This is a genomic window from Microcoleus sp. Pol8_D6 (genome assembly GCF_036700965.1).
GTDB lineage: Bacteria > Cyanobacteriota > Cyanobacteriia > Cyanobacteriales > Microcoleaceae > Microcoleus.
Genome location: NZ_JAUBPW010000022.1, coordinates 24,246 through 49,519, shown reverse-complemented (window position 1 = coordinate 49,519; position 25,274 = coordinate 24,246). Strand labels below are relative to the sequence as shown.

At 45.1% G+C, this 25,274-nt stretch carries 21 protein-coding genes; 9 read left to right on the top strand and 12 right to left on the bottom strand.

Annotated elements, in window-relative coordinates:
* Nucleotides 1–16: 16 nt before the first annotated feature.
* The 5 genes from coaBC to QUA10_RS11445 all read right to left on the bottom strand — a co-directional run bounded on the left by coaBC (nt 17) and on the right by QUA10_RS11445 (nt 7,305).
* Entirely contained in the window at nt 17–1,216 is a 1,200-nt protein-coding gene (coaBC, locus tag QUA10_RS11465) for a bifunctional phosphopantothenoylcysteine decarboxylase/phosphopantothenate--cysteine ligase CoaBC (RefSeq protein WP_333082906.1), read from the bottom strand.
* A 269-nt stretch (nt 1,217–1,485) separates the two neighbouring features.
* Nucleotides 1,486–1,698, bottom strand: coding sequence for a protein IsiD (gene isiD / locus QUA10_RS11460; protein WP_006632739.1), 213 nt, complete (start codon nt 1,696–1,698; stop codon nt 1,486–1,488).
* A 45-nt stretch (nt 1,699–1,743) separates the two neighbouring features.
* Nucleotides 1,744–2,367 carry an alpha/beta hydrolase gene (locus tag QUA10_RS11455; RefSeq protein ID WP_333082932.1) on the bottom strand — a complete coding sequence of 208 codons (624 nt, stop codon included), beginning with the start codon at nt 2,365–2,367 and terminating at the stop codon, nt 1,744–1,746.
* Nucleotides 2,368–2,931: 564 nt separating this feature from the next.
* Complete coding sequence (locus tag QUA10_RS11450) at nt 2,932–5,019, bottom strand: CHASE domain-containing protein (protein ID WP_333082905.1); 2,088 nt, start codon at nt 5,017–5,019, stop codon at nt 2,932–2,934.
* Nucleotides 5,020–5,394: 375 nt separating this feature from the next.
* Nucleotides 5,395–7,305 carry an ATP-binding protein gene (locus tag QUA10_RS11445; protein WP_333082904.1) on the bottom strand — a complete coding sequence of 637 codons (1,911 nt, stop codon included), beginning with the start codon at nt 7,303–7,305 and terminating at the stop codon, nt 5,395–5,397.
* Nucleotides 7,306–7,686: 381 nt separating this feature from the next.
* Here QUA10_RS11445 and QUA10_RS11440 point away from each other — a divergent pair, with 381 nt between their 5' ends.
* Together QUA10_RS11440 and QUA10_RS11435 are read left to right on the top strand one after the other, a co-directional pair.
* Nucleotides 7,687–7,884 (top strand): hypothetical protein, encoded by a 198-nt coding sequence (locus QUA10_RS11440; RefSeq protein WP_015175364.1) that lies wholly within the window; start codon nt 7,687–7,689, stop codon nt 7,882–7,884.
* 343 nt (nt 7,885–8,227) lie between these two features.
* Nucleotides 8,228–9,073 (top strand): cyanophycinase, encoded by an 846-nt coding sequence (locus QUA10_RS11435; protein ID WP_333082903.1) that lies wholly within the window; start codon nt 8,228–8,230, stop codon nt 9,071–9,073.
* Between the two features lie 161 nt (nt 9,074–9,234).
* Here the strand turns inward: QUA10_RS11435 and QUA10_RS11430 are convergent, their stop codons facing one another.
* Nucleotides 9,235–9,483 (bottom strand): hypothetical protein, encoded by a 249-nt coding sequence (locus tag QUA10_RS11430; protein WP_333082902.1) that lies wholly within the window; start codon nt 9,481–9,483, stop codon nt 9,235–9,237.
* Between the two features lie 1,162 nt (nt 9,484–10,645).
* On the opposite strand from QUA10_RS11430, the gene QUA10_RS11425 reads away from it, so the two are divergent.
* Entirely contained in the window at nt 10,646–10,864 is a 219-nt protein-coding gene (locus tag QUA10_RS11425) for an alpha amylase C-terminal domain-containing protein (RefSeq protein ID WP_333082901.1), read from the top strand.
* 124 nt (nt 10,865–10,988) lie between these two features.
* Here QUA10_RS11425 and QUA10_RS11420 read toward each other — a convergent pair whose 3' ends face one another.
* Entirely contained in the window at nt 10,989–11,126 is a 138-nt protein-coding gene (locus QUA10_RS11420; RefSeq protein ID WP_333082900.1) for a hypothetical protein, read from the bottom strand.
* 24 nt (nt 11,127–11,150) lie between these two features.
* On the opposite strand from QUA10_RS11420, the gene QUA10_RS11415 reads away from it, so the two are divergent.
* The gene (locus QUA10_RS11415) at nt 11,151–11,528 is read left to right on the top strand and encodes a BON domain-containing protein (RefSeq protein WP_333082899.1); all 378 of its coding nucleotides are present in this window, start codon (nt 11,151–11,153) and stop codon (nt 11,526–11,528) included.
* Between the two features lie 111 nt (nt 11,529–11,639).
* Nucleotides 11,640–12,071: a DUF2294 domain-containing protein gene (locus QUA10_RS11410; RefSeq protein WP_333082898.1), complete on the top strand. Its 432-nt coding sequence runs from the start codon at nt 11,640–11,642 to the stop codon at nt 12,069–12,071.
* Here QUA10_RS11410 and QUA10_RS11405 read toward each other — a convergent pair.
* A complete protein-coding gene (locus tag QUA10_RS11405) occupies nt 12,025–12,483 on the bottom strand; it encodes a response regulator (RefSeq protein ID WP_333082897.1) in 459 nt (152 codons plus the stop codon). The genes QUA10_RS11410 and QUA10_RS11405 overlap by 47 nt on opposite strands.
* Before the next feature lie 544 nt (nt 12,484–13,027).
* Here QUA10_RS11405 and QUA10_RS11400 point away from each other — a divergent pair.
* Nucleotides 13,028–13,831, top strand: a complete 804-nt coding sequence (locus tag QUA10_RS11400) for a DUF2267 domain-containing protein (RefSeq protein ID WP_333082896.1) — start codon at nt 13,028–13,030, stop codon at nt 13,829–13,831.
* Nucleotides 13,832–14,233: 402 nt separating this feature from the next.
* Nucleotides 14,234–16,882, top strand: coding sequence for an EAL domain-containing protein (locus tag QUA10_RS11395; RefSeq protein ID WP_333082894.1), 2,649 nt, complete (start codon nt 14,234–14,236; stop codon nt 16,880–16,882).
* Nucleotides 16,883–17,147: 265 nt separating this feature from the next.
* On the opposite strand, the gene QUA10_RS11390 is transcribed toward QUA10_RS11395, so the two are convergent.
* Together QUA10_RS11390 and QUA10_RS11385 are read right to left on the bottom strand one after the other, a co-directional pair.
* Nucleotides 17,148–18,800: an alpha-amylase family glycosyl hydrolase gene (locus tag QUA10_RS11390; RefSeq protein ID WP_333082893.1), complete on the bottom strand. Its 1,653-nt coding sequence runs from the start codon at nt 18,798–18,800 to the stop codon at nt 17,148–17,150.
* Between the two features lie 484 nt (nt 18,801–19,284).
* Nucleotides 19,285–20,004 (bottom strand): response regulator transcription factor, encoded by a 720-nt coding sequence (locus QUA10_RS11385; protein ID WP_333082892.1) that lies wholly within the window; start codon nt 20,002–20,004, stop codon nt 19,285–19,287.
* A gap of 397 nt (nt 20,005–20,401) precedes the next feature.
* Here QUA10_RS11385 and QUA10_RS11380 point away from each other — a divergent pair, with 397 nt between their 5' ends.
* Nucleotides 20,402–22,270: a PAS domain-containing sensor histidine kinase gene (locus QUA10_RS11380; RefSeq protein WP_333082891.1), complete on the top strand. Its 1,869-nt coding sequence runs from the start codon at nt 20,402–20,404 to the stop codon at nt 22,268–22,270.
* Between the two features lie 249 nt (nt 22,271–22,519).
* On the opposite strand, the gene QUA10_RS11375 is transcribed toward QUA10_RS11380, so the two are convergent.
* Complete coding sequence (locus tag QUA10_RS11375) at nt 22,520–23,047, bottom strand: orange carotenoid protein N-terminal domain-containing protein (protein WP_333082890.1); 528 nt, start codon at nt 23,045–23,047, stop codon at nt 22,520–22,522.
* Between the two features lie 327 nt (nt 23,048–23,374).
* Between QUA10_RS11375 and QUA10_RS11370 the strand changes: the two genes are divergently transcribed.
* Entirely contained in the window at nt 23,375–23,743 is a 369-nt protein-coding gene (locus QUA10_RS11370; RefSeq protein ID WP_333082889.1) for a hypothetical protein, read from the top strand.
* A 190-nt stretch (nt 23,744–23,933) separates the two neighbouring features.
* Here QUA10_RS11370 and QUA10_RS11365 read toward each other — a convergent pair whose 3' ends face one another.
* A complete protein-coding gene (locus tag QUA10_RS11365) occupies nt 23,934–25,091 on the bottom strand; it encodes a glycerate kinase (RefSeq protein ID WP_333082931.1) in 1,158 nt (385 codons plus the stop codon).
* Nucleotides 25,092–25,274: the final 183 nt, after the last annotated feature.

Sequence of the window (25,274 nt, the reverse complement as noted above, 5' to 3'; positions counted from 1 at the left end):
TGAGTAAATCGCGCCCTCACCCTTCCCTCACAAAATCTAACAATCGGTGAGCCATTTCTAGCTTGCTGCAAGGTGCTATTTCTACTTGCTTGCCGGCGGCATTAATTAATATTGCTTGATTGGTATTGCTGCCGAAACCTGCACCTATTCGATCGATCGGGTTTGCGGCAATTACATCTAGTTTCTTTGCCCGCAATTTCTCCAAAGCTGGCTTGACAATATCCCCAGTTTGTGCTGCAAAGCCGATTAATTTTTGGTGCGGCTGTTTCAATTTTCCCAACTCTGCCACAATATCCGCTACCGGTGCCAACGGTAAACTATTCGGGAGCGATCGCTTCGGCAATTTCTCGCTACTGTAGTCAGCCGGCTTCACATCTGCTACCGCCGCAGCCATCACCGTCAAATCGGCATCGTGAAAGCATTGCAGCATCGCCTGCCGCATTTCTTGTGCACTCGTAACTGCGATCGCCAGTACACCTGAGAGCGGCAATTCGCCAGTTATACTGTGTACCAGCGTCACTGTCGCGCCCCGGTGCTTTGCAGCTTGCGCTAAAGCTATACCCATTTTGCCACTGGAAGGATTGCCGATAAACCGCACCGGATCGAGGTGTTCCCGCGTTCCTCCCGCACTGATCAACACCCGAAGGCCTGCTAAATCTCGATCGCCCTTCGCATACAATAGCGATTCAATATGAGGCAAAATCTCATAAGGTTCTGCCATGCGGCCGACACCCGCGCGATCGCACGCCAGCATTCCCGCCCCCGGATTCGCAGCATGATAGCGCCGATAACTCAACACTTCACGCCAATTCCGCTGCACCGCCGGCTGTTCCCACATATCCGTATTCATCGCCGGTGCCAGCAAAATTGGGCAAGTAGAAGCTAAGACAGTATTAGTCAGCAAATTATCAGCAAAACCCCCCCCCAACTTAGCCAAAGTATTAGCTGTCAAAGGAGCAATCACAAAAACTTCCGCCCATTCTCCCAATTGAATATGCAGGGGGCGGCCGTGACTGGGTTGCCAAAAATCTTTGTCCGTAAAAGCAGGATGGCGGCAAAGAGTAGCAAAAGTCAAAGGCGTTACAAACTCCCCGGCAGCATCAGTAAGAATAACTTTAACTTCCGCTCCAGCTTTTGCTAAAGTTGAAACTACTTCGCAAACTTTATAAGCCGCAATCCCGCCACTAACGCCAATTAAAATTCGTCTGCCTTTCATGATTTTTGGTAATACAGCAACCTTCGAGGTTATGAGAACTTGATGAATTCCTGAAACCAGTGCGAAGAATTGCCCGATCGCATCTCCTCATTCTTTCTTCCTTCTTCCTTCTTCCTTCTTCCTTCTTCCTTCAGCCATAAAAAAGAATCAAGAAAGAAATTAAGATAAAAACAGGCTAAAATCCCTAATTCATCTGTTTAATCCGCAACAAAATATGCTGCTAACTTCTTCCTCAATTCCGTCGAATTTTTTGAGCTAGATTTTTCAGTCTATGCTTCGTCGTAGGCTTCCATATCCAGAAGGTGGAGATAAGGTTCAACCAGTTCCGGCCGCTGAAAGGCAAGCGATCGCAACAAATGCCAATCATTCAATCCCTCAAAAGGATCTGTATAATCGTCAACTTCCAAACGGACAGCCAATTCTGCCACGTCCTGAGAAGTAAGTACAGCTATATCGCGCGATGCTTTGGTTAAAGTTTTCATTTTTTTCCCCTGCCCGAGACTTCCGCCATACTATATACTAAACCTTTAATCAGATTTCGACACAGTTTCTACAACAAAACTTCGCATTACCTCTATAACTTCCGGCAGAATCTCGTGTCCCATGTTAAATTCTTGATACTGCACCTCAGCTCCCCAAGCCGTCAAACTGTCGCGCGATCGCACAGCAGCACTAACAGGCACAATAGTATCTTGAGTACCGTGTACGATTAAAACAGGTGGCAATACACTCCCCGCAACTGGCGAAATCTGGTGTAAATAACCACTCAGACAAATTAAACCAGCTAGGGGCAAAGTCAATCCCACATCTAGAGTCATCGCTCCGCCTTGAGAAAAGCCGCCTAAAATCGTGCGAGACAAAGGCACGCCCGTGGTGCTTTCCAAAGACAGCAAAAATTCCCTCAGCAATTGCCGGCTTTCTACCAATCCCTGAGCGTCTTTGCTTTGAAGGTTATACCACGCTTTGCCGCTCGTTACTTGGGGATGGGGGAACGGGGCATCGGGAAACAGAAACTGATAATCCGGCAAATTGAAAAAGGGTGCTAAGGAAGTCAAATCGCGAGCATTAGCACCCCATCCGTGCAAAGCGACAATCAAAGCGACAGGTTTGCGATCGGTTTTTGGCGGAATGCTAATAAATTGTAAAGACATCGTAGTTAGTAATTGGTAATCTGGCATCGCTACAATTATAAATTGTCACGACGGGTAAAACCCCAAATATTTGTTTTGGGCGATATTTAACTATAAATTAAGACGCGCTTGGCAATAACTCTAACTCAGGGCAGTTGACTGTTAATTGTAGGGTGCAACCTAAGCACCGCGAGCATCTTTCACAGGAATGCAAGCCAAATTATGGCTAGGTATATATAGCCCAGTCTCATTAAGAGTGAGGTATGTCTGGTAATGGGTAATGGGTAATGAATAATGGCACTACCCTGCTTTTGAACAGCAAGCTTTTTCATGATGACCTTTTTCCGGATTACCGATTACCGAACACGGAAAACCCAAGCGTCTACGAACTTTTTTGAGAACTACTATATGTCAATCTAGTTCTCCGGTTCACGCTCCTCAAAACTATTTAAAAAAAATCAAATTCTACCAATTTCTTCACCTAATTTCACTTGATATTAGTTCTCATAAAAGCTGCAACTGTAGCAGACATCTAAACCATTAAACAGTAATTTATCCCCAATTCTAAAATCTAAAATCTAAAATCTAAAATCGATTGACACCTACTGCAGGTGAAACCTTAGAAACAGATTGCTCGAACTGTTGCCGCACCGGCACCTCAATCAAGAATTCAGTTCCCTCTCCCGGAGCCGATACGCACCTGAGCGAACCGTGATGTTTGTCTACTATTTGATAGCAGATCGACAATCCCAAGCCAGTACCTTTGCCTACAGGCTTGGTAGTAAAAAACGGATCAAACAAACGCTTTTTGACATTTTCCGTCATGCCCGTTCCATTGTCAGCGATTCGCACGCATACACAATTAGAACTTAAAAGTTCAGTGCGAATCCGAATAGTAGGTAAAAATACAGAATTCGAGGCGTTGTTTTCGAGCTTGTTTTGATTTGCTGTATCATATAAAACATCAATTGCATTGCTCAAAACATTCATAAATACCTGATTCAATTGTCCCGCCCAGCACTCCACCAATGGCAAATTTCCGTATTCTTTGATGAGTTTAATGCCCGAAAAATCAGCTTTTGGTTTCAGCCGACTCTCCAAAATCATCAAGGTGCTGTCAATGCCTTGGTGAATGTCAACCGACTTCATTTCGGCTTCATCCAAGCGCGAAAAATTCCGCAGAGAAAGCACGATCTGGCTGATCCGTTGAGCTCCCATATTCATAGATTGTAGGATTTTAGGCAAGTCTTCACTGATAAACTCCAAATCAATATCTTTTAGTTTTGCTTGCACTTCGGGCGTTGGGTTCGGATATTGCTGCTGGTATATTTCCACAAGTTCCAGCAAGTCTCGAGTATATGCGCCTGTATGGATCAGGTTGCCAGAGATGAAGTTCACAGGATTGTTAATTTCGTGGGCAACTCCAGCCACCAACTGTCCCAAGCTGGACATTTTTTCAGTTTGGATGAGTTTAAATTGAGCTTCCTGCAAATTTTTTAGTGCCGTTTCTAGTTCAGCCGTGCGCTGTTTTAGTTGAATGGTACGATCGTACACTTGCTGTTCTACTTTTGCAGTACGTTCTAGAGACATCAACAGGTAAATCGTCAAGCTGCCAGTCATCAATAGCCCGATCGCGCCAATTGCCAGCGAACCCTGATGTGTCCTCATACTGTTGTACCCCTTCCCAGGCAAAACTAGCAGCCTCCACTGGCGGTCTGCTACGTTAAATAGGCGAGTGCAAGCACTAGGATTTTGACAGATTTTTCCCCGGATATTAGCTAACTCTGGCTTTTCGTGTTTTGGGTTATCTATTAACTGCTTAGCTTGTGAGTCGTAGCGCACTAGAAAGCGTTCTTTCTCTATAGCAGAGTTGTCATAGAGGTAAAAATTAATCTTGTCTAAATTTAGCGATTCTAAAGAGGAATCGACCATACTCGTGATCTGAAACAGACCCGCAATAACTCCCATGAGGTTTTGGCGGCCGTTGACGGAGTTATCAGCAGAAGTTGTACGGCGGTGTACTGGTAGAAATACTTGCAATCCCGGTTGATTGTTGCTGACTAATCTAATCCGCGCGGAAGCCGCTATTTTCCCGGTATTCACCGATTTCTCTAAAGCTGCTTTGCGATCGGGGCTGGAGGCAACATCAAAACCGATCACTTTGTTATCTTCTTCTAATGCTTCTCTGTAAATAATTGGAAAGTATTCCGATCGCACTTTTGCTTTGACCTGCTTTTTGTCAGGAGTTCGCTCGTAAATTTGAAATGCCGGAAAATCTTCGGCTCGAATTCTCCGTTCATAAGCTGCTTTTTGGGCAGCAGGTACGCGCCGAATCCAGTTAACAGAATGTATAGCAGTATTGCGGGCAAGTGCAGGTTGAGCGAAGTGCTTAAAATCTTCTCTGGTAACTTCAGTAGACGCCCTGTAGAATCCTTCAAGTGAGTACAAAACTTCTAAATTTTTATTGATGCTTTGCTGCAATGCCACATTCAGGCGATCGGCTTGCTGATGAAATTGAGCTTGCATTCGTTGGTTTTCCGAATGCCACACAACGGCTGCGGCTGCCAATGACAAACTCGTACCAGTGCAAAGAGTCAGGGCTGCTGGAATGTAGCGACGGTGCGACAGTAAACTTTCGGTCAGCGAATTAAACCAATTGCTCGCAAAATTCATATTTCCAGACCTTCTGCCACCGGAGTGCAATTTTTTAAAGACTTGTAAAATTCCTTGATAGCACGAAGGGCAGCGCAGAAACCAGATTGTCTAAAAACTTATGATCGCAGGAATAAGACTTACCCTGAGCAACTCAGTTTCTACGAAACTATTGGTGTGGTAACGAGAAAGTTGGGAAGAAACCGACTTTTTACGAATAGTGTATCCACGACTGAGGAATTGAAAGCGATTGTAACTAAGTGTAACGAAGCCAGTTCCCATCTGATCCCTCCCAAATTCCTTCCCCGGAAGAACCTGGGAACAAGAAAAAACCTTGATGTGGTGGGGCGGGTAATCAATACCCACCCTACAAAACCAACTTAACTGTGGAAGCGCTTACAAAACAGTCCCTATTTCCTTCAAATAAACCCGCGTAAACGGTTCTTCATCCCCGAGAGTATACTGTTCGATCAACCCCTGGCGGCGAATAGAAATACTACTTCCTTCCCTCACCACAACAGTATCGTCATCAGTGCTTTCTCTAACCAACATCATCTCAGTTTCTCCCGGATTATCTAGCACCACCATATTGCTGCCCCGATAAAACATTCCCTCGGCTTCCAAAATATCTTCGGGATATTCAGCAATTAACAAATCTAGCTTGGGATTCCGTAGCAAACTTTGCACGTTAAGATGGTAATTCTTATTCAAAACTTTTTCAGAACGGTTAACAAAAAGTCCACCGCGACAAACAGCACCAATTGTCCAATCAGGATGCTGCAACAGAATATGGTCGATAGTTTCTTGTAGGTCATGTACCGAAATTCTGTTGAAAGTAATAATTGGGATTCGAGCTGATTTTCCCGATTCAAAGAAAGTTTCGATAATATGCGAAGGCACATCAACTCCTTCGCCGACAGCGGGGTTGAGGTGCATAAAAATTCCCGGCGCGGCATTGATCTCGATAATCCCAAAATTGCCTGTTTTCCAAGATTTGGCGAGAGTTTCTGTTACCACATCAATCCCCAAACAAGTTAACCGAAAATGTAGGGCGATATCTTGAGCCAAAACAATGTTATCCGGGTGAATAGTGCGGGTAGCGTCGATGCTGACACCGCCTGCGGAAAGATTAGCGACTTTGCGTAGATACACAGTGCGATCGCGAGTTAGCACACTATCCAATGACAGTCCTTGTTCTTCCAGATACATTTCCATCGCTTCGTCGGACTGAATTTTGCTCATCGCCGAAGTTGGCGTATCCAAACGTTCTGGTTTGCGGTTTTCACGGCGGATCAATTCGCGAATTGTTGAGTCGCCATCACCTGTTACGCAAGCGGGTCGGCGTTCAGTGGCAGAAACAAATTTGCCGTCAACGCACAGCAGCCTAAAATCCGATCCTTTGATGCTGTTTTCCACAATTACTCGCACCGGATCTGTTTCGGGAATAGCCTTAACTGCTCTTTTAAAAGCAGCCTGCAATTCCTCTGCCTCCCGGACATCTGCTGTGACGCCAATTCCTTTATGACCGACTACTGGTTTGATAGCAACTGGGTAGCCAATTTCTCTAGCAACTGCCAGAGCTCCGTTTTCTGTGGAGACGATATCGCCTTTGGGAACAGGAAATCCTAATGTAGCGAGAAAAGCTTTACAATCGTCTTTGCGGGTGGTAAAATCTGAGTCTAAGTGGCTGTCAGAATCAAAGGTAGTTGCAGAGCCACGAACCAGTTTTTTACCGTACCCATATTGCATTAGTCCTTCATCCCACAAATAAAATGCGGGAATGCCTTTTTGGGATGCCGATCGCATTAACGAATAAACTGTCGGGCCTCCGTAAACTGACTGCCGGAACATATTTTGCAGCGCGCCCATTTGTGCTTCCAAGGGAAAGTCTTGATTTTGATTAATGGCTTCAAACCAATCCCAAACTGCGTACACTACGGCTCTGGCAGTGCGGGCGTGAAGTGCTTCTATGCTGATTCTGTTAAACTGAGAAAACGGCTTGATGTTCCAGTGTTGAAAATGCAAACCCATGTCAAGTTTTGCTACTTCTGAGGCGGTACGGCCGAACAGTTGGGCATGGTTCGAGAAAGTTTCGTGCAGGAATTGCGGGTAGCGATCACTAATAATTTCCTGGTAATGTGCGATCGGCAAAGGTTCGCTCGCGCCCGTCACCGCTAAATCAAAAACTAAAGCCGCGGTGTCTAAATAAGGGTTGGGCCCGATATAGTGTTTGAAGTTGAACACATCAAAAATATCGGTTTTTCGAGCATTGACGCGGGCTGTTTCCGTGCTTTTTTCTTGCAGCATTTTCTAACCTCCTTTGAGCTAATTTTTTACGGTAACTTTATAGTCGGTGCAGGGGATACTACCTGCGGGCATAGATATTCCAGCAGTGAGATAAATACTCCCAGCAATTCTGCCCTCAGTATTGCCCGATAGGGGGAGTGGGAGAGTAGGGGAGATGGGGAGAGGGGGAGAGGGTGAGAGTGGGAAAATATTCCTTCTTCCTTCAACATCTAACTAAGCATAGATGACTAAGCATAGATAACTAAGCATAGATAACTAAGCACTTATGACTAACGACTACTTCTTTCCCCGCTTGCAAAAAAAAGCTATAACTTTTGAGAGGTACACTGTGTACTTATAATTGTTTATGACAGTGAAAGAAAATTTAAGAGGCAGCAAATTATGAAGATCGCACAAACTGCTCTCAGGGAAAAAGTTCACCACTTGGCTGAGGAAGCATTTCACCGGAAGCTAATATCTGGCTACGGTGATGGTCAAAACAGCAACGAATATCAGATTGTCTGGAACGGCAAACCCAGACACCTACCTTTAGAACGGGCGAGTACCATATTGAGCAATTTGATCGAGCGATCGCACTAACGGGCGATCGGACTAATTGAGGACTGATGCTCATCAACCCGATTTCTACGAGCAATCAGAGGAGGATTAGCGAAGAATCGGATCAGAAACCGGATTGATCACCGCGCGCGCGTCAGCCCTGTAGTTTAAGCTCATTTCTTGACCCCTCCTATCTCCTGTTAGGGGGGGTAAGTTTGTTTTGTGGATCATCGAGGATGAGTAAACTTCCATATCACCCTTGCTGTGTGCATCCTAGAGTGTAGAAGCATGAGATTTTTTTGTATCTATATATACCTTTTGGCAGTTTTCGGAAAAAGGAATTTTGTGTTTTATTGAAATTTAATAAGTTAAAAGTGGAGATAATATGGCGAGCAACGAAAACCAGGGGAAGTTGCTAATTATTGGTGGCGCGGAAGACAAAGAGGGCGACTGCAAAATTCTGCGGGAATTCTTGCGGTGCGCCGGAGGCACTAAAGCGCGCATTGTAGTGATGACTGCTGCCACAAGCCTGCCGGGAGAAGTAGGAGATAATTATATCCGAGTGTTTGAGCGACTTGGCGCTGAAGATGTGCGAGTTGTTGACACCCAGAGACCCGAAGATGCCAGCAATCCAGATTATTTAGAAGCGATCGAACAAGCCACTGGCATATTCTTTACTGGCGGAGATCAAGCGCGGATTATTAGCTGCTTGAAAGACACCAAACTCGACGCAGCTATGCACAAACGCTACTCGGAAGGGGCGATTGTTGGTGGCACCAGCGCCGGCGCGGCAATGATGCCAGACATGATGATTATTGAAGGAGACTCAGAGACAAATCCCCGCGTTGATGTGGTAGCAATGGGCCCGGGAATGGGTTTCCTTCCAGGAGTTGTCATAGACCAGCATTTCGCCCAGCGAGGCCGTCTGGGACGCTTAGTTTCGGCACTCTTGCTGCAACCTGCCGTGTTGGGATTTGGTATTGACGAAAATACAGCTATTTTAGTCCACGGTGACGAGTTGGAAGTCATTGGCGAAAGCGCTGTAACTGTCATCGACGAGTCGGAAAAACTCCACGACAATGTAGAGGGACTTTTGAAGGATGAGGCTTTGGCGATTTGCGGCGCTAAGTTGCACATACTCCCCCACGGATACCGGTTTAACTTGAAAACTCGCCAGCCGGTGCTCCATAACGTAGCAACTACAGCAGAGAAAGAAAGGGCGATCGCCTAATTTACTTGCAACTGGCAAACATCTTAAAATTATCTAAGGTGAGCACTGCAAACCTTACCCATTCTAGCAAGTAGGACGGTTAAAAACCCAGTTTCTCTCTCCACAAGCAATAAAAAGAAGAGGATTTTACCTCTTCTTTTATTGCTGCGGCTTCAGATTTTTTAAGCACTTTTCTGTTCGCCAAAAATCGACTGCTGCCCTTCTGCAGTCGATATTAAATTCCACCCTTGAGTTCTCAGCTTCTGATAAGTTGCCCATCCCTTAGAACCGCCCGGTTCCCGGTAGTCGGGTACAGCGAACTGCGGAAAAGCTGTATAAGGCCGCCACCCCTGACGGGCATCGGTGCGTAAGTGCAATATCTTTTCTCCCTTGCCTCCGAGTCTGGGCAACCAACACATTTGTTTTAGCATTTTTAACACTCCAGAGTTTTACAGTAACGGTAATTCGCCAACATCCCCAATTAAACTTTTAGAGCTTTAGAGCCACTGCTCGGAATATCTAACGGGTAACAGGGACGAATGAGATTTTCACCAATTACCAATTACTGAGGTAGCAGCAGTCGTTAAAGCTGATTCCGGTTCTGCCAAGTTTGCCAGTCAAAAAATATAAAACAACTGCTGCCAAGACATAAGCAAAAATAATCATTGCTATTCTCGGCTCAAACTTGGCTTAAAGTCGATGGCGCGAAAATCCAGTGGAATAAAGCATTCATTCTTGTGGTTTTCCTTGCCTTATAATTACAATCACATCCTCGCTATTTCCGCCTAAAATGACATCTTTCTACAGTATTAGCTCTGTTAGCGAAAAAATGTTCCTTTAGTTACAAAAATTAAACTCTGACCACGATTTATATAGTTATCAAAAGTTAAATTACTTTTCATAAACAGCCCTTAATATTTTTTAGTTACTTTAACTACATTTTTGATTGATTTAAATCTGGCCTCCGGGTGCTTAGTGGCGCACCTTACTCAATCGCTAGGGTGTCTACTACTAAACCCTCCGGGTGCGCCTATAACTACCTAACAACATAAGAGTTACACCTGTAACTCTTAAGAACGAGGGCGACAGATTTACCAAATTGTAAAAATCAATACTAATCACACTTATAATTTCTGCAAACCAGATATTCATGGCCGCTGCAATTGAATTCAAACTCTTCGCTCCCAACCACAAAGCAGCTACACTGCTCGGCGCTTTTTCCCAATGGCAAAAAAATTATTAGAAAAAGATGACAGAGGTTATTTCCGCACTAAAATTCAGCGCGTTGCTTAATCAGGGTATAAAAAAATAAGTTGAAAATCCCGAAGCTTTGTAGATACTGGTTTCTATGACTTGCATATTTAGCCTTTCATACCATAAATCAGCAACGCCCGGTTTTGTTAGTCACAGCAGTAGGAATACCGATGCTGTGGATGGGCGAAGAGTTTGGACAATCCACTCGGCTAACTCGCAACCAGTCGAATAAACTGCAATGGTTTTTGTTGAAAAATTAGCCAAATCATGAGTTCTTGGAATACTACAAACACGTGATTCGGCTGCGGGAAAAAGTTCCGGCACTTTATACCGAAAATATTGATATTTATCCACGAAAATCTCGAAGCCAAAGTGCTGGCTTACTACCGCTGGAGCGATGAGGAAACGCGAGCAGTAGTTGTCGCTAATTTTTCTGATACTTATCTATCTGGTAACAGCATTCCTAAGTTTCCGGCGGCAGGAAGTTGGCACGAGTGGATGTATAACAAAATAGTAGAAGTTGGGCAAGAAGGGTTTAAGTTGGATTTGCCGGAATGATCAGCGCAAGTATTTGTTTGAGAGCCGGAGAATTATGTCTCCAGGCAGATGATCGGCTCAGTTGTACAACAGTAGATTGTATTTAGGATGGGCGCACCAAACTCAACAAACTGGGTTTTTCTACCTAGGTGGATGGCTGTAACGATACTTTTTTGTAAAAAAACTCGGTTTCTGCATCCAAGAGTGCGATCGTAATTCCTGGTATTGAGAATAAAAATTGCACGGCGACGTGCCAACTGTCAATTAACAAGTCAATTAACACAAACTTTGTCGGAGGACAAACTCTATGGGCTGGCTAAAAAGATTGTTTGGTTTAGAAAAACTTGAAAATCAAGAAACTGTTGATGCTCCTGCTTACCAAGCACCTGTAGCTCAATCTCAAGCTCAAGCTCAACCTGCTGCGAGCGCTCAGACAATCCCGCCGGAACGCATGGGCTTGAACGGAGAATACGATCAAAGCGGTTTAGCTAAACGGGTTGCTCAGGCTTTCGATGCAAATCCAGATGTTGCGGATATTGAGACTGTTTATGTGGCTCAACTTGGCACTACGGTGGTTCTCAAAGGTACAGTTCCCAGTCAGGAAATTGTCAAGAAGTTGGTAACAATTGCTAAAGGCGTTAAGGGTGCAACTGGGGTGGAAACTAATGAAGTTACTGTCGGATAACGCGACGGTTATTTCTAACAGTTAACAGTTAGCAGTTAGTAGTTAACTGTTAACCAGTTAGTAGTTAACTGTTAACTGTTTTTTTGATTTATCTTTATCTCAATAAAAAATATGACAGGCGAAACATTAGAACCTACTCGCGGGAAATTAGAACGCACTCTTTCGCAGGGAATTCAAGCTTTGTACCGCTCTCAGCTCGGACACCAAACGAGTCAAGCGCTCTGCAATCTTTTGGATAACAAATTGATAATTGTTATCGAAAATGGGCTTACTGAACCAGAAAAACTGCTGGCTCAGAACGGTCAGCACGATTTGGCTTTGCAGGTGCGAGCACAATTAGAATCAGTTCTGGAATTGCCACTGAAAGAATTAATTCAAAAGGTTTTGGGCGTGGGAGTCACTGATTTGCTCCGCGATGCGACCTTAGAGACTGGCCGCACGGGAACGATCGCAATTTTGGACTCGGCACCTCAATTTCGTGATTCTAATTATAAATCTAAAACTCAACCAAAAGCATTTCAGAGTTCAGGTACTGGCGGATAATTCTTTCTAAATCTTTGATGTTAAAAGGTTTGGAAAGGTATTCCACGCAGCCTGCTTGGAGAATCCGATCGCGATCTTCTGCTTTTGCTAGTGCTGTGACGGCAACAATCGGAATATGTCTGAGATCGGGGTTTTGTTGGACGCGCTTTACTACTTCCATACCGTCTATATCCGGCAGGCAAATGTCAAGTACGATTAGGTCGGGTTGTCGATCGACTGCTGCTGAAAGAGCTGCGTACCCGTCAACTGCTCCCACACACTCGCAGCCGAATAAATCGAGTATTTGTGTCAGCAGCTCTAAGTTGTCCGGATTGTCGTCTACAGCCAACACTAAAGGACGCTTGTCAACCGGGGGTTGACCGCTAATCAAAGACGAGGATTCCAATTTATTGTCCCAATGAAGGTAGTTCATAAATGCCGCTCGAAACGATCAAAAAATTTGTTACCGAGGCATTCTTCAAGTGGCACTGCGGCACTTGAAACAGATTGGCTCGTATTGGTAGCTCTTCCATGACCAGTTTTTGGTCTAATCCGATACAATATCGCTACAAGCTGCGGGCAAAATGACCGCTGTTGATTAACCCCATAGCACCTGTTTAATTCTACCTCTCCCAGCGCCAATTACCAACTTAGGGGCTCTTGGTGCGTCAGCCCTGGTAAAAACACGCAATAAATACGGATAATCTTACCAATAAAGCGTCCTCGCTTAATAGCATTGAAGAGTGGCGACAGCTTTTAAGGATAATAACAACATTAGATGTGGGTTCCCGTACATGGATCTACCTAAAGGAATATTCTAGCCCCAACTTGAATTTAATAACTTACACCTGCTGAGAGATACTTGATTACTCTACTTTATACTTCAATGTTTTTAAGTAGTAATCATCACAATTTAAGCCAGTAAAAAAAATAAGTTTTTACATGAGCTTTACCGGATATTAACCTAGGAGGTTTTAATGACAATTCCAATCAGAGACGACCTGACTTACATTTTGCTCAAAAAGATTGGCAGCGGAAACGGCAGGGGAGAGTCGGAAATTAGGAACGCAGCCGAAGAATATGTCGGTCACCAGGTGGCGGAAGCGGAATTGCTCGGTCATCTGGACTACCTCAACCAAAGAGAATTTATCAAAGCTGACTTTAGTGGAGAACCTTACGGAGGAACTGAGGTATTGCCGCCTTTAGTCGCATTTCAAGAAGCTGATTTAACAGAAAAAGGCCGCAAACTGTTACACAAAATGGAGACGAATCCTCCGAAGTCGCTCCATCAAGAAGGGTCGGCAGTTCCTATCGCTTCAAAGGATATGCCGTTTTTGGAAAAAGTGATGGTAAACGGTCACTTGGAGGATATTTTTGATGCCCGTGACATTACCGAAGTAGTGTACCGGATCATGCGCGATGTGATGACAAAAGAAGCCATCGAGCACGTGGAATCTGAATTGCACAAAGAAGTTTTGCCTACGGATGACAAAACCCTGCAACAAGAAATAGCCGACCTCTGGAAAGATACCAATCCGCTGGTGGGATTGCTCAGCCGGGTGCGTCAACCTTTGACCGGCGCGCCTGCACCCTTGGGGATCGATGGCAATTTGTTTGCACGGAGGGTGGAACTAGAAGGCGCACTTCCTTCGGGAGTAAAACCGGAAACTGCGATCGCGGCTGTATTTTCGGCAACGAAGGATGAGCTGTCCGAGGAGCGAATTCAGGAAATAGCTGGCTTTTTGCCGGACAGAATTCGGGGAATTTGGGAGTCTGCTTAACGAGACCTTTTAAGGTATAAATACTTACCAGCCGGGTTGAGCAACCAGTATTCTCCCTCCAGAGGGCAGAATACTGGTTGCTCAACCCGGTTTCTTTATACTTTTTGTCTGGTAGCTCTGCAATTGCTTTGTAGTGAGGACTTGAGTCCTGATCAAACTCGATCGAACTTTCGTCCTCACTAATTGTCAGATCGCTTTTGCCTTGCCTTGTAAGTGCTGTGAAAAACCCGGTTTATCACTCAAATTTGTCTAAAAATCAGAAATATCCCCAGAAACCGAGTTTCGCGCTCTTGGGTTGGGTCAAGCCCCTAGACAGAGCGAAAGTATTGTAATGTATAATACAGGGCAAGTTAAGACTGTGGCTCGCAAAAAAGCTGTCAACAGCCCGGGAGATCAAAAGGCATGACCCGCACCAAAGTTACACAAATGTCACGATCGACTTTAGAACAAGAAATTTTACTCAATCGAATTACCAATCGCATCCGCAACTCTTTAGAACTCCAAGAGATTTTGACGACAACTGCCCTAGAAATCCGCAGCTTTTTAGAGAGCGATCGAGTAAAAGTTTATCGCTTTGAGGCCGACGGTAGTGGTGAGGTTATTGCTGAGTCGATCAACGGCGACAAATTGCCCTCTATGCTGGGTTTGCGCTTTCCACCAGGCGACATTCCCAATAGTGCTCGGGAAATGTTTCTCAAAGCGCGGCAGCGAGTGATTGTAGATGTGGAATTGAAGCATCAAACAATTAATCGGTTAGATTGTCCCGAAACCGGCAAAACTTTAGCAGTTGAAGATATTACCTATCGTCCTGTAGACCCCTGTCACGCTGAATATCTGAAGGCTATGGGGGCACGTTCTTCTCTGACAGTACCGATTTTGCATCAAAATCACCTTTGGGGGCTGTTGGTATCTCACCATAGCCAACCGAAACGGTTTAGCGATCGAGAATTGAAAATGGTGCAGTTGCTTGTGGATCAACTTTCAATTGCGATCGCCCAATCTTTTCTGCTGAGTCAAGCTAGACAGCAAGCGCGTGACGAAGCCGTTATTAACCAAATTACCAGTTTGCTGCATTCTCCTCTAGAACTAAACGAAATTCGGAAAGTAGTTCTCGAACAAACTGTCAAGCATTTGCGTGGTTCAGGAGGGCGACTCTACATTGCAGCCGAGTTTGGCGATCGGCCTGCTTTGCTTTATACCTGTGGCCAGCAGCCCGCGGACATCGACCTTGAACTCAGCCCATTTTGGCAGCAGATTATGGGGAGGGCAAACCAAGACGATCCACCACAAACAGCTAATCATACAAGCCAATTAGGTATTTTTGAAAATCTATATTCCCAGCATTACAGCTCAATTGACAGCAATATTTCCAGTTTTCTCGTACCGCACTTGTACGCAATTTCCGATATTTCTAAAGAACCTCAACTCACATCTGTATCTGCCAATTTAGTCGCAGCTTCCATTCGAGCATTTTTGGCAGTACCGCTGCAATACCGCCAACAGTGCATCGGCTGTCTCACCGTTTTTCGCAGCCCTATACAAACCGAAATTTTGTGGGCGGGCCGTTGCAGTTCGGACACCCGGCACGATCGTCCCCGACAGTCATTTGCAGCTTGGAAAGAAATCAAAACAGGCGAAGCTCAAAAGTGGACTAGCGAAGAACAGAAGCTAGCACAATCTTTAGGAACTCACCTGTACATGGCTGCAATGCAGAGGCGTGTCGAGGCGATGATCCGACATCAAGCTTCTCACGACCCATTAACTGGTTTACCTAATAGATTACTGTTTAATGAAAGGCTGTCTTTAGCTTTAGCTAGCGCTCACCAAAATGGAGAAATGCTGGCGGTAATCTTTCTAGATTTAGATAGATTTAAAAATGTTAACGATACTCTCGGCCATCCAGTGGGCGATTTGTTGCTGCAAAGTGTATCTCGGCGTTTGACTAAGTGTTTGCGCGTGGGGGATTCGATGGCTCGTTGGGGCGGAGATGAATTTACTGTACTGCTGTACAATATCAACACCCCGGAGGAAGCAACTAAAATTTGCAAGCTAATTATCCAGAGTTTAAGCAGTCCTTTTGATTTTGAGGGTCTGGAACTTTATATTAAGGCTAGCTTGGGAATTGCTTTGGCTCCTTATGATGGAGAAGATGCAGAAACTTTGCTAAAAAATGCTGATGCTGCGATGTATAAAGCTAAACAGAAAGGTCGCAATAATTATCAGTTTTACACGCAGGCGATCGGCAGTAAAGTCTCCGAGGATCTTAACTTAGAAAATGATCTTTACAAAGCTCTAAACAAATCTGAGTTTGTCCTGCACTATCAACCGCAAATAAATTTAAATACTGGCAAAATAGCGGGCATGGAAGCTCTGATTCGCTGGGAGCATCCCGAACGCGGTTTGATTCCTCCCGATCGATTTATTCCCTTAGCTGAGGAAACAGGATTAATCTGCCAAATTGACGAATGGGTGATGCGGACTGCTTGCTTGCAAAATCGAGCGTGGCAATTACTGGGATTGCCGCCGATTCGGATAGCAGTGAATTTATCAGCCCGCCAGTTTCTGCAACCTCACACTGTACAAACCATCGCTGAAATTTTATCAGAAACCAAGTTAAATCCCGAATATTTAGAAATAGAAATTACCGAGAGCATTGCCATGACAGATGTGAGCTTCACGGTGTCGGTATTGCAGCAGTTGCAGGACATGGGAATTCACATTTCTCTGGACGATTTTGGCACTGGTTATTCTTCGCTCTGGTCTCTGAAAAATTTTCCCCTCAATAATTTAAAAATAGACAAATCTTTCGTGGCCGATTTGGTGACCGGCAGCAGCGGTGCTACTATTGTGAAACTGGCGATCGCCTTGGGACAGGGGCTGAATTTACAGGTGATTGCTGAGGGAGTGGAAACACCAGAACAGTTAGCGTTTTTGCGATCGCATCAGTGCGATATGGGTCAGGGTTACTTCTTTAGCAAACCAATACCGGCGGCGGTGGCAACGCAATTGTGCCTAGAAAATCAATCTGGGAAAATAAGGAGTTTAAATTAACCATCAGGAACCGCAACATAAAATAGTTGCTGTTTTGAGTTGTAAATTAGATAAGAACCTGTCAAATAACCCTTATAAGTTTATAGTGATATCAATTCCGGCGCAGGCCGGAATGATATCAAATCCGCGCTTCATCGTCGGGCGTAAAGTTGAATCAAGCTGCCAACAAATAATTAGCGCAATTTTCATTTTTTTGACTTACAGTCAACAGTCAACAGTCAACAGTCAACAAGGATTCCGGTGTAACCGGAATTGATATGACAGCTTACTGCCAAACAAACACTTTGGCTTCGTATTCCGGCAAGTCAATCATAATATTGTCATCGCCAGATTCAACATCATAATTCCCAGTCCATTCGTGCCAAGTTCCGTTGGCAGGGAAGTGGGGAACGCTGTAACCTGCCAGATAATTTTCCGACATATTCGCAACTACTACAACTCTCGAACCTTCATCGTTCCAGCGAGTGTAAGCAAAAACTTTTGAGTCGGGGTCTTCGTGGAAAAACTCGATGTTTTCTGTGTAAAGTGCTTGGTTATTTTTGCGGAGATGAATCAAGCCTTTGTAGTATTCCCACAAACCTTTATTCATCTCATTTCCTAGCAGCGTCCAGTCAATTTTAGATTGCTCAATTGTTTTGCCTTTGTATTCGCCAAATTCTTCGCCCATCCAAATCAGCGGCACGCCAACTGCTGTCATTAACAGCACGGTTCCCAACTTCGCCCGCTTGAAGGCGGCTTCATCCAAAATTCCGCGATCGCCCAATTCGGCAAAAACGCGATCGTGATCGTGATTGCTCAAATAATTGACTACATTCGTAGCACCCAAGTAACCTTGCCGCTTGCAGTCGATTACCTCTTTGAGCCGTTCTAAATCAAAATTGTCCCCGCACAGTTGTGGAATTATAGAGTGATAGAAACTGTCGTGCCAGCAGCCGTCCATAGGCCCGTCTAGATTCGTGATGCTAGGCTCGTCGGGAATGTATTCGGCAACGGTGTAAAACGGTTTGGGGCCGGCGACACTTTTGGCTTCTTGAACTATCCAGTGCATGAAATCGTAGTTGGCAATTTGTCGCGCCGCGTCGAAACGAATGCCGTCGAGATGATATTCTTGAATCCAGAAGCGGACTGTATCGCCAATAAATTTGCGGGCCGGATATGTTCCTAAGTTTTCGTCGTAGAATTCGTAGTTAAATTCCGGGCCCCAATTGTTGTCAGGATCGCGCGGGGCGTGGTGGTACCAATAATCGTGATCGATTTGAGTGAGGGGGCTGGATGATTCCGAGTGGTTGTAAATCCCGTCCATGATGATGCGAATACCGCGGCCATGACACTCGTCTATCAGGTTTTTGAGTTCTTCTGTGGTTCCGTAGCTGGACTCGGCAGCGAAGAAGTAGCGGGGGTTGTAGCCCCAACTGTAGTCGCCTGGGTATTCTTTGAGGGGCATGAGTTCGATCGCGTTGACGCCGAGTTCGACTAGGTAATCGAGTTTTTCGACAACGTGCTTGTACTTGCCACGGGCGAACGGATCAGCTTCGCCGCCGGAAAAGTCGGCAACGTGCATTTCATAAATCACTAATTCCCGATCGGCGGGTAGCGGTTTATCGTCGTGTTTCCACACGTAGGTATCGACAATGCGATCGCCATCTTTGATCCGAACAAGGCCGTTTTGAGTAGGATCGTCTATGTCAGTCGCGTAGGGATCGACTATATCTACCCACTGATCCGCTTCCAGAAACCAGCTTTTCGACTGAACGCGAAATTTGTATTGATAAACGCCATCCTCCAACTCAACTCGCGTGCGGAAATAACCTTCTTCGTCCTTTTCCATCGGAATATCTTCCCAATTAGAAAAAGAGCCAATCAAGGCAGCTCCTTTGTTGTAGGGAGCAAATAACTTGAATTCAATTGGGGCGGCCATAATACCTCTTTCTAAAATATTTCAGTAGCAGTTGATACTTTTAATTTCGCAAATTTAAGCGAACTCAGGCATCACTCTACGGATATAATTTGTTTAAGGCTTAACTCTTCCTAAAAGTATCGTAATCTGGCCTCTGTATCCGCCTTTTATGAATTGATATCGCGCAATATTCGCAGTGCGAGCGAAATTTATCTAACTGGGTAACGCTCAAGAATAAGTATTAGTAAAAGGATAGTTTTTTAGCATCTATCTTAAGGTAGATTTACTGCTTAAAAGATTAAAAAAATATCTGTACTGGGATAGATGCGGCTTTAAACTTTACCCTTTTTTAGCAAGAAACAATTCCTCGGCTGGTCTACACTGCCTACCCTAATTTTTGGGTAACAATTAGTCAGTCGGTGTGCACTGCACACCCTAAATCAGTGATCGTAAGGTGCGCCTAGCGCACCCTACTTTTAACTTGATTTTGCCTGATGATCAGGCTTCATCCAACCAAGCCAGAACGCAGGGCAAGAACGGCTGCCTGAGTGCGGTCATCAGCGCACAACTTGTTCAAAATATTGCGGACGTGAGTCTTGACTGTACCGACAGTAATGTACAGCTTTTCGGCGATGGCAGCATTGCTGTAACCCTGCACGATCAGTTCCAAAACTTCTAATTCCCGTTCGGTTAAAGGGTAAGTCTCAATGATGTGACTGAACTCAGGTTCAGCAGCCTTAATTGTGACTCTTTTGCCCTCAGCCTTCGGTTCTTCCGGCGCGGCTTCCTGAGTGCGAGCTTGTTTCAGGACGATACGGGCGATCGCCGGATCGATCCAAGAGTTACCTTCGTGAGTTACTTTTACTACATCTAATAACTGATCGAAGCTAATATCTTTCATGCAGTAAGAGTCAGCTCCAGCGGCAAAAGCTGCCAGAACTTCTTCTTCATTGTCCTGAAAAGTCAGAATCAAAATTTTTGTATCTGGATCGGACTCCGCTACGGATTTTTTGAACTTTTGTGTAAGTTCAATGCCATCAAAATCCGGCAACCCAATGTCTACAATTGCCACATCAGGTTTTGAAGACTGAAGCAGTTTCAATCCCTCTGTAGCGTTAGCTGCATCGCCGACAACTTCTATCGTGTCACGCTGTTGTAAAGCTGTACGGATGCCGACTCTTGTCAGGTCATGGTCTTCTACCAAAGCAACGCGAATTTTACTCATCTTTTTTCCAATAGCCCGCTAAACTTTTAAAATATCGTCAACTGACTCAGCCTAACTGAGTAAATTTGAGAATGTGTCCTGATTTATGGTTTTACAGGTTGCACATCATTTTTAAGCATACTCATGCAGTCGCCAAGAATGCAAGTTAATTTTTAAATTATTTTGCGGCGATGCCTGCACGAACCCGATCGGGACCGATAAGCTCTCAATGTTTCAACATTTTAACTGAATTATCTCATTGTCCGCCCGTTGATAGAGGTAAAGATACCACTACCCGGATAAGTTTAAAGTATAAAAAATTTTGATGCACTTGAGCCGTCAAAATAAATAAAGCTAGCAGCACGAGTCTTTAGCCGGTGTTAGGGCTCTAGTCCAATGCTTATTTATATAACCTGTTATGACTCAGTATCACGGCAATAACTCTTTTCCCTCGGAGTTTTTCGACTCTGAAATCTTACACAAAGTATCTGAAATAACATCGCCCCAACCGCAAGTTGGCGATTGCAAAACTCAGGACGATCGCCTGTGGTCGGCAATTCCTCACATAGTTTGGAAAACAAAGGCCGACGGCTGGGCGACTTATTTCTGTCAGCGCTGGGAGGAGTACACGGGCGTACCAGCAGCAGCAGCTTTGGGTTTCGGCTATCTGGCGCAGGTCCACCCAGAAGACCGTCCTCGTCTTTTAGCGCGATCGCACAGTTCTAAGTTCCCGCCGCCAAGCTACGAAATTATATTTCGTCTGCGGACGCGAGAGGGCACTTACCGCTGGAACCTGGTCAGAGGAACGCCCGCTAATGTAGACAGTCAGGAAGTTTTGGAGTGGGCGGGAACCTACACCGACATCGACGCCATCCAAAAAACTCCAGCCGAACCCCAAGCAGAACCAGAGTTTTTGCCCCATCAAGTGCCCTCGGAAAACAATTTTACAGCAAAAAATTGGTGTGAAGCCCGGACGGTACGAGACGGGGAACACGAGTTGCACGCGATCGATCGATTTACAAATCAGTTGAGCCAGCGCGCGGGTAGCTTGTGCCAGTTGTTGCAAGGCATTGCGGATGCGACTGTAGAGGCGATCGCAGGAGCGGAATTTTGCCTAGTTGCTCTCCTGGAGTACGATTGCAGTGGCCTCAAAGTCAGCGCTGTCGGGGGTATGGAAAACTTTGGTGAGGGTACAACCCCGCACGTGCAAAACAAGCTGCTGTGGAAAGCATTTGCGACGGGAGAGTCTGTACTGTTGCGGTCGGAGTGCCGTGACGGCTGGCTGCCGGCGGCGGCCTGTGCTGCGGCGATCGAGTCTGCGCCAAGCGGACGTTTGGGTGTGTTGGCCATCGGCAACGGCAAAGACAGCAGGGCGATTAACGCCCATACTCAGCAACTGCTGGCGGTGATGGGAAAACAAGCTGCGATCGCAATTAACAACGCGCTGGCGATCGAAAAATTAAAAAAGCAGGAACAGCTTTTAGACTTGCAAAACGAGCTGCTAATTCGCCAGCAGGAAGAACTGGAAAATCAGGCGCGACGCATTCAACAGCAAAAATTGCAACTGCTAGAAGCAGCCAAGTTAAAATCGCAATTTTTGGGCATTATGTCCCACGAATTGCGAACTCCCATGAATTCGATTATCGGCTTTTCCCAATTGCTGCTGCGCCAGCACAAACAACTACTGAGCGCCCAGCAAACAGAAATGGTGGGGCGCATTTTACATAACGGCAAAAACCTGCTACTGCTAATTAACGATATCCTCGACCTCTCCAAAATCGAGAGTGGCCGCACAGAATTAAAAATTGAAAAATTTAATTTAGCGCATTTAGTAATGGATGTCGCCCTGGAATTCGGAAATCAAGCCACAGATAAGACCGTGGCATTGTCCCTCAGCGTCTGCTTGCAGGATCAGTTGATCGTTAATGACAAGTTGCGCCTGCGGCAAATTTTGGTGAATCTCGTTTCCAACGCGGTTAAATTTACGCATGAGGGCAGCATTTACATTGAGGTGCGGGAATTAAATTGCGATCGGCTAATTATCACCGTTCGGGATACAGGAATCGGCATCTGTGAAAAGGATCTTCCCCACATTTTCGACAAGTTCCGCCAAGGCGACCAAACCACAACTCGCCAATATCCAGGCACCGGTTTAGGACTAGCTATTTGTGCTTCTTTAGTCAAGATGATCGACGGTACAATTACTGCCGAAAGTCAACCCAAAAAAGGTTCAATCTTTCGGATGGAATTCCCGCGAAAAGTTTACCCTAAAAAACTCACTTGCTGACTGAAAAACTTTTTATATTTATCAGAATGGCAGATTTTAACTGATCATACAAAAACTTTCGTCCCTCTCTAAGACACGAAAAAATAAATATGACTAAGAGCAAAAAAAGGTTTTACCTACTCATTATAGCGGTAGGGTGCGCCGAGACGCACCCTACATATAGAGGTTTTGGGTAATTCCTTTATTCTTGAGTCTTTCTCTGCTAGGAGGAGAGTTTGTGTAGGATAGGTTGCAACAGCAGACTCTTATCTACAGACTAGAAGTTTTCCCTACTTCCGCCTGAGTAGCAATTGGTTTAACATCGGTGTAGCCCATATTATTAGCTACGTCGCGCAGCACTGTAATTTGCTGTTCAAACTCAAGACCTTCAATTTGACCCAACACGCCATTGACAGCCTCAGTTGCCTCATATCCTTCAGGGATATCGACAATTGTTTCCCCCATACCAATAGCCCAAGCATACCAAACCACCAACTGATTGTTAGCAGTTAAAGCTCCGTAAGCGTGAGAATACGGCGTGTCGTCGCGGTTGACAATACCGCGCATTATATTCAGTTGTTGGTCATGGGAAAGCTTGTAAAAATCATCGAGCAGCATGGGAGCTAATTGTGGGTCGGCGGCAGCGGGAGCTGCTGGTGTAACTGAGTCTCCCATTTTTTCATAAACAAAATAGAGCAGCGCCAGTTTTTCATCTGTACCCAACCCGTTGATTGTCTGAACGATGTTTTTAGTGTCGTTGGAGAGAGAGTGAGGATTGGTGGCGGCGGGTGAGTTCATAAACAAAATTCCTTAAAAATGCTTCCAGAATATACAAATATCAAGATTTGTAAGTACAAGTCACCATCCCCGAGAGGTAATACGATTTTAGATTTTAGATTTTAGATTTTAGATCAAACAATGGGGAATGGCTTAGTATGTATGGGTTGGGAGCTTGCCTAAAGCTGCATTCTTTTTGGAAAGTGATGTAATGTTAAGGCACTAACCTAGAATAAATCATCCTTAAGATAGAAGCCAACGATACATCTGCGGGTAGATGAAAAAGCCGGGGAGCAAAGTAATAATTGATACAGTGAATTGTTAAATAAAACTAGCAAGGAGTCGGCTATGTCTCAAATCAATACAGAAGTCAATAACACTGAAAACTTTGACGCTCAGCAGATCACTGAAAGCGCGGAAGCTGGAGAACAAAAGTTGCCGACCGTGGATGTATCAGCAGACTACGAAGCTTCAAAACAATTCAGCGTTAGTGACATCGATCGCACTGGTGCCGGCGCTCAAGCTGCAGCCGCTGCAACTGCACCTAAATTTCCTATTCCCGCTGCTCAAGATAATATTGCAAAGCCGGCAGATACAAGCGGCAATCCCGCTGATTTTCGTTCGATGGCTCAGGAAATTACGCCTGCAGGTACACCGGGCGAAGTTACCGACGATTTGATGCAGAAAGCGATCGATCTTGGGACTCCTGGCAGTTAATTTAGAAATTCTCCATCCTCGATGCAAAACCTCTGTATTGTAGGGTGCTGATGGCGCGCCTTACCTCTATAATTCGCGCGTCAAACCACTTTTTGCATAAGTCCTGAGTGGTTAAGTGAGTGCACGATAAGCTGCAATACAGTAGGGACACAACAATGTTGTGTCCTTAAATCTTTAATTTTTAGTGTCCCTAATCGTTTAATTTTAAGTCGATCGCCCTACAAATTTTGCCGACAGTGCGATCGCCCAAAATTTCAATTACTAAATCCACGCGATCGCCCTCCAGCATTGACTTAATAAATAACTCTGGATGCAGCGCTTTCCAGAAATATTCAACAAACCGATTAATTTCAGCTTCTGACATTCCCGACTTCCCCGTCGCCATCATTTCCCGTTCCGCCTGATTGCGCCACACTTGAGAAAGGCGATAATCTTGGGGATACAAAACCATCAACCGATCTAATCGGTTCCACAGCGGCAGATAGTCGTGCAGCTTCGCATTCATATCGCGCACAAACTGACAGTCGCTTTCTGTGGAAATCGGAAACGGTGCAGTCGCCAAAAACTCGTTTAATTTGGCATCAACCACCGGATTCACACCGACAAACCAACCTTCAAAAAGTACAATATCCGCACCGGAAATAATTTCGGGTTGACTTCTATCTCCTGCACCTCCATAGGCAGATTTATCAAACCTGGGAATTTCTATATTTTTTATTATATCCGGTTTGAGGGCATCAAATTGTGGATTGTCAACTGCTGCTAAATTGCGAGTTTGAGAAGCGCGCAACTTGTCTAAAACTGTGATTCCCAAGTCAATATCGTGAGTGCCGGGAGGGCCTCGCCAAATTAAACGCGGGTCGGCTTTTTGGAGTTGTTGGCGATCGGTATAAGTCTTGTAAAGATCGTCTAAAGAAAGGCTGACAGTAGAATATCCCAATTTTCCCAGAATCAGCCTCAAAACTTGGCATAAAGTAGTTTTTCCCGTTCCTTGCACTCCTAAAATTCCTTGAATTAAAGGACGGTTTAAACTTTGTTTGGCAGCCGATAATTGCATGGCCAGCGGCAGCCACAGATTCCACAAAGTTTCGAGAAAAACAGTTGACTTTACGGGGAAAGTATGCAGTTCGTCAAGAAGAGAAAAGAATAAATCGGTTTTGCAGCGGACAACATCGGCTACATTGTCGGGAGTAATCCCAAAAGCGCCCGTTAGCGAAGCCCTCGAAGAGGATCGCAAATCATCCGCAAGTTCCCAAAAAGCCAGGTGATCGAAGTCGGGAGCGATCGGGCGATCGCCGGCTTGCCATCGATGTAAAATTTCAACAGGGGTTACAGTTGAGCGATCCATCTTCTCAAAACTCTTGATGCCAAAGCGGGTTTTGTACAAATCCTATCTGCAATTGACAAATATTTGACCCCACTCAAAACGGATACAAGCCCCAACTCCGGTCGTGGAGAGTTCAAAAATTTCGACCCTAGTTCAAATTAAAATTTTTTAAGATCACGTTTTTATAAATACTATCTACAGCAG

Excerpts from the sequence above, each read along its gene's own strand:
- QUA10_RS11450 (WP_333082905.1), bottom strand. The coding sequence starts at position 5,019 with ATGAATTTTGCGAGCAATTGGTTTAATTCGCTGACCGAAAGTTTACTG.
- QUA10_RS11365 (WP_333082931.1), bottom strand. The coding sequence starts at position 25,091 with ATGGATCGCTCAACTGTAACCCCTGTTGAAATTTTACATCGATGGCAA.
- QUA10_RS11400 (WP_333082896.1), top strand. The coding sequence starts at position 13,028 with ATGACAATTCCAATCAGAGACGACCTGACTTACATTTTGCTCAAAAAG.
- QUA10_RS11395 (WP_333082894.1), top strand. The coding sequence starts at position 14,234 with ATGACCCGCACCAAAGTTACACAAATGTCACGATCGACTTTAGAACAA.
- QUA10_RS11430 (WP_333082902.1), bottom strand. The coding sequence starts at position 9,483 with ATGCTAAAACAAATGTGTTGGTTGCCCAGACTCGGAGGCAAGGGAGAA.
- QUA10_RS11455 (WP_333082932.1), bottom strand. The coding sequence starts at position 2,367 with ATGTCTTTACAATTTATTAGCATTCCGCCAAAAACCGATCGCAAACCT.
- QUA10_RS11385 (WP_333082892.1), bottom strand. The coding sequence starts at position 20,004 with ATGAGTAAAATTCGCGTTGCTTTGGTAGAAGACCATGACCTGACAAGA.
- QUA10_RS11405 (WP_333082897.1), bottom strand. The coding sequence starts at position 12,483 with ATGAACTACCTTCATTGGGACAATAAATTGGAATCCTCGTCTTTGATT.
- QUA10_RS11445 (WP_333082904.1), bottom strand. The coding sequence starts at position 7,305 with ATGCTGCAAGAAAAAAGCACGGAAACAGCCCGCGTCAATGCTCGAAAA.
- isiD (WP_006632739.1), bottom strand. The coding sequence starts at position 1,698 with ATGAAAACTTTAACCAAAGCATCGCGCGATATAGCTGTACTTACTTCT.
- QUA10_RS11415 (WP_333082899.1), top strand. The coding sequence starts at position 11,151 with ATGGGCTGGCTAAAAAGATTGTTTGGTTTAGAAAAACTTGAAAATCAA.
- QUA10_RS11440 (WP_015175364.1), top strand. The coding sequence starts at position 7,687 with ATGAAGATCGCACAAACTGCTCTCAGGGAAAAAGTTCACCACTTGGCT.
- QUA10_RS11390 (WP_333082893.1), bottom strand. The coding sequence starts at position 18,800 with ATGGCCGCCCCAATTGAATTCAAGTTATTTGCTCCCTACAACAAAGGA.
- QUA10_RS11370 (WP_333082889.1), top strand. The coding sequence starts at position 23,375 with ATGTCTCAAATCAATACAGAAGTCAATAACACTGAAAACTTTGACGCT.
- QUA10_RS11435 (WP_333082903.1), top strand. The coding sequence starts at position 8,228 with ATGGCGAGCAACGAAAACCAGGGGAAGTTGCTAATTATTGGTGGCGCG.
- QUA10_RS11410 (WP_333082898.1), top strand. The coding sequence starts at position 11,640 with ATGACAGGCGAAACATTAGAACCTACTCGCGGGAAATTAGAACGCACT.
- QUA10_RS11380 (WP_333082891.1), top strand. The coding sequence starts at position 20,402 with ATGACTCAGTATCACGGCAATAACTCTTTTCCCTCGGAGTTTTTCGAC.
- QUA10_RS11375 (WP_333082890.1), bottom strand. The coding sequence starts at position 23,047 with ATGAACTCACCCGCCGCCACCAATCCTCACTCTCTCTCCAACGACACT.
- coaBC (WP_333082906.1), bottom strand. The coding sequence starts at position 1,216 with ATGAAAGGCAGACGAATTTTAATTGGCGTTAGTGGCGGGATTGCGGCT.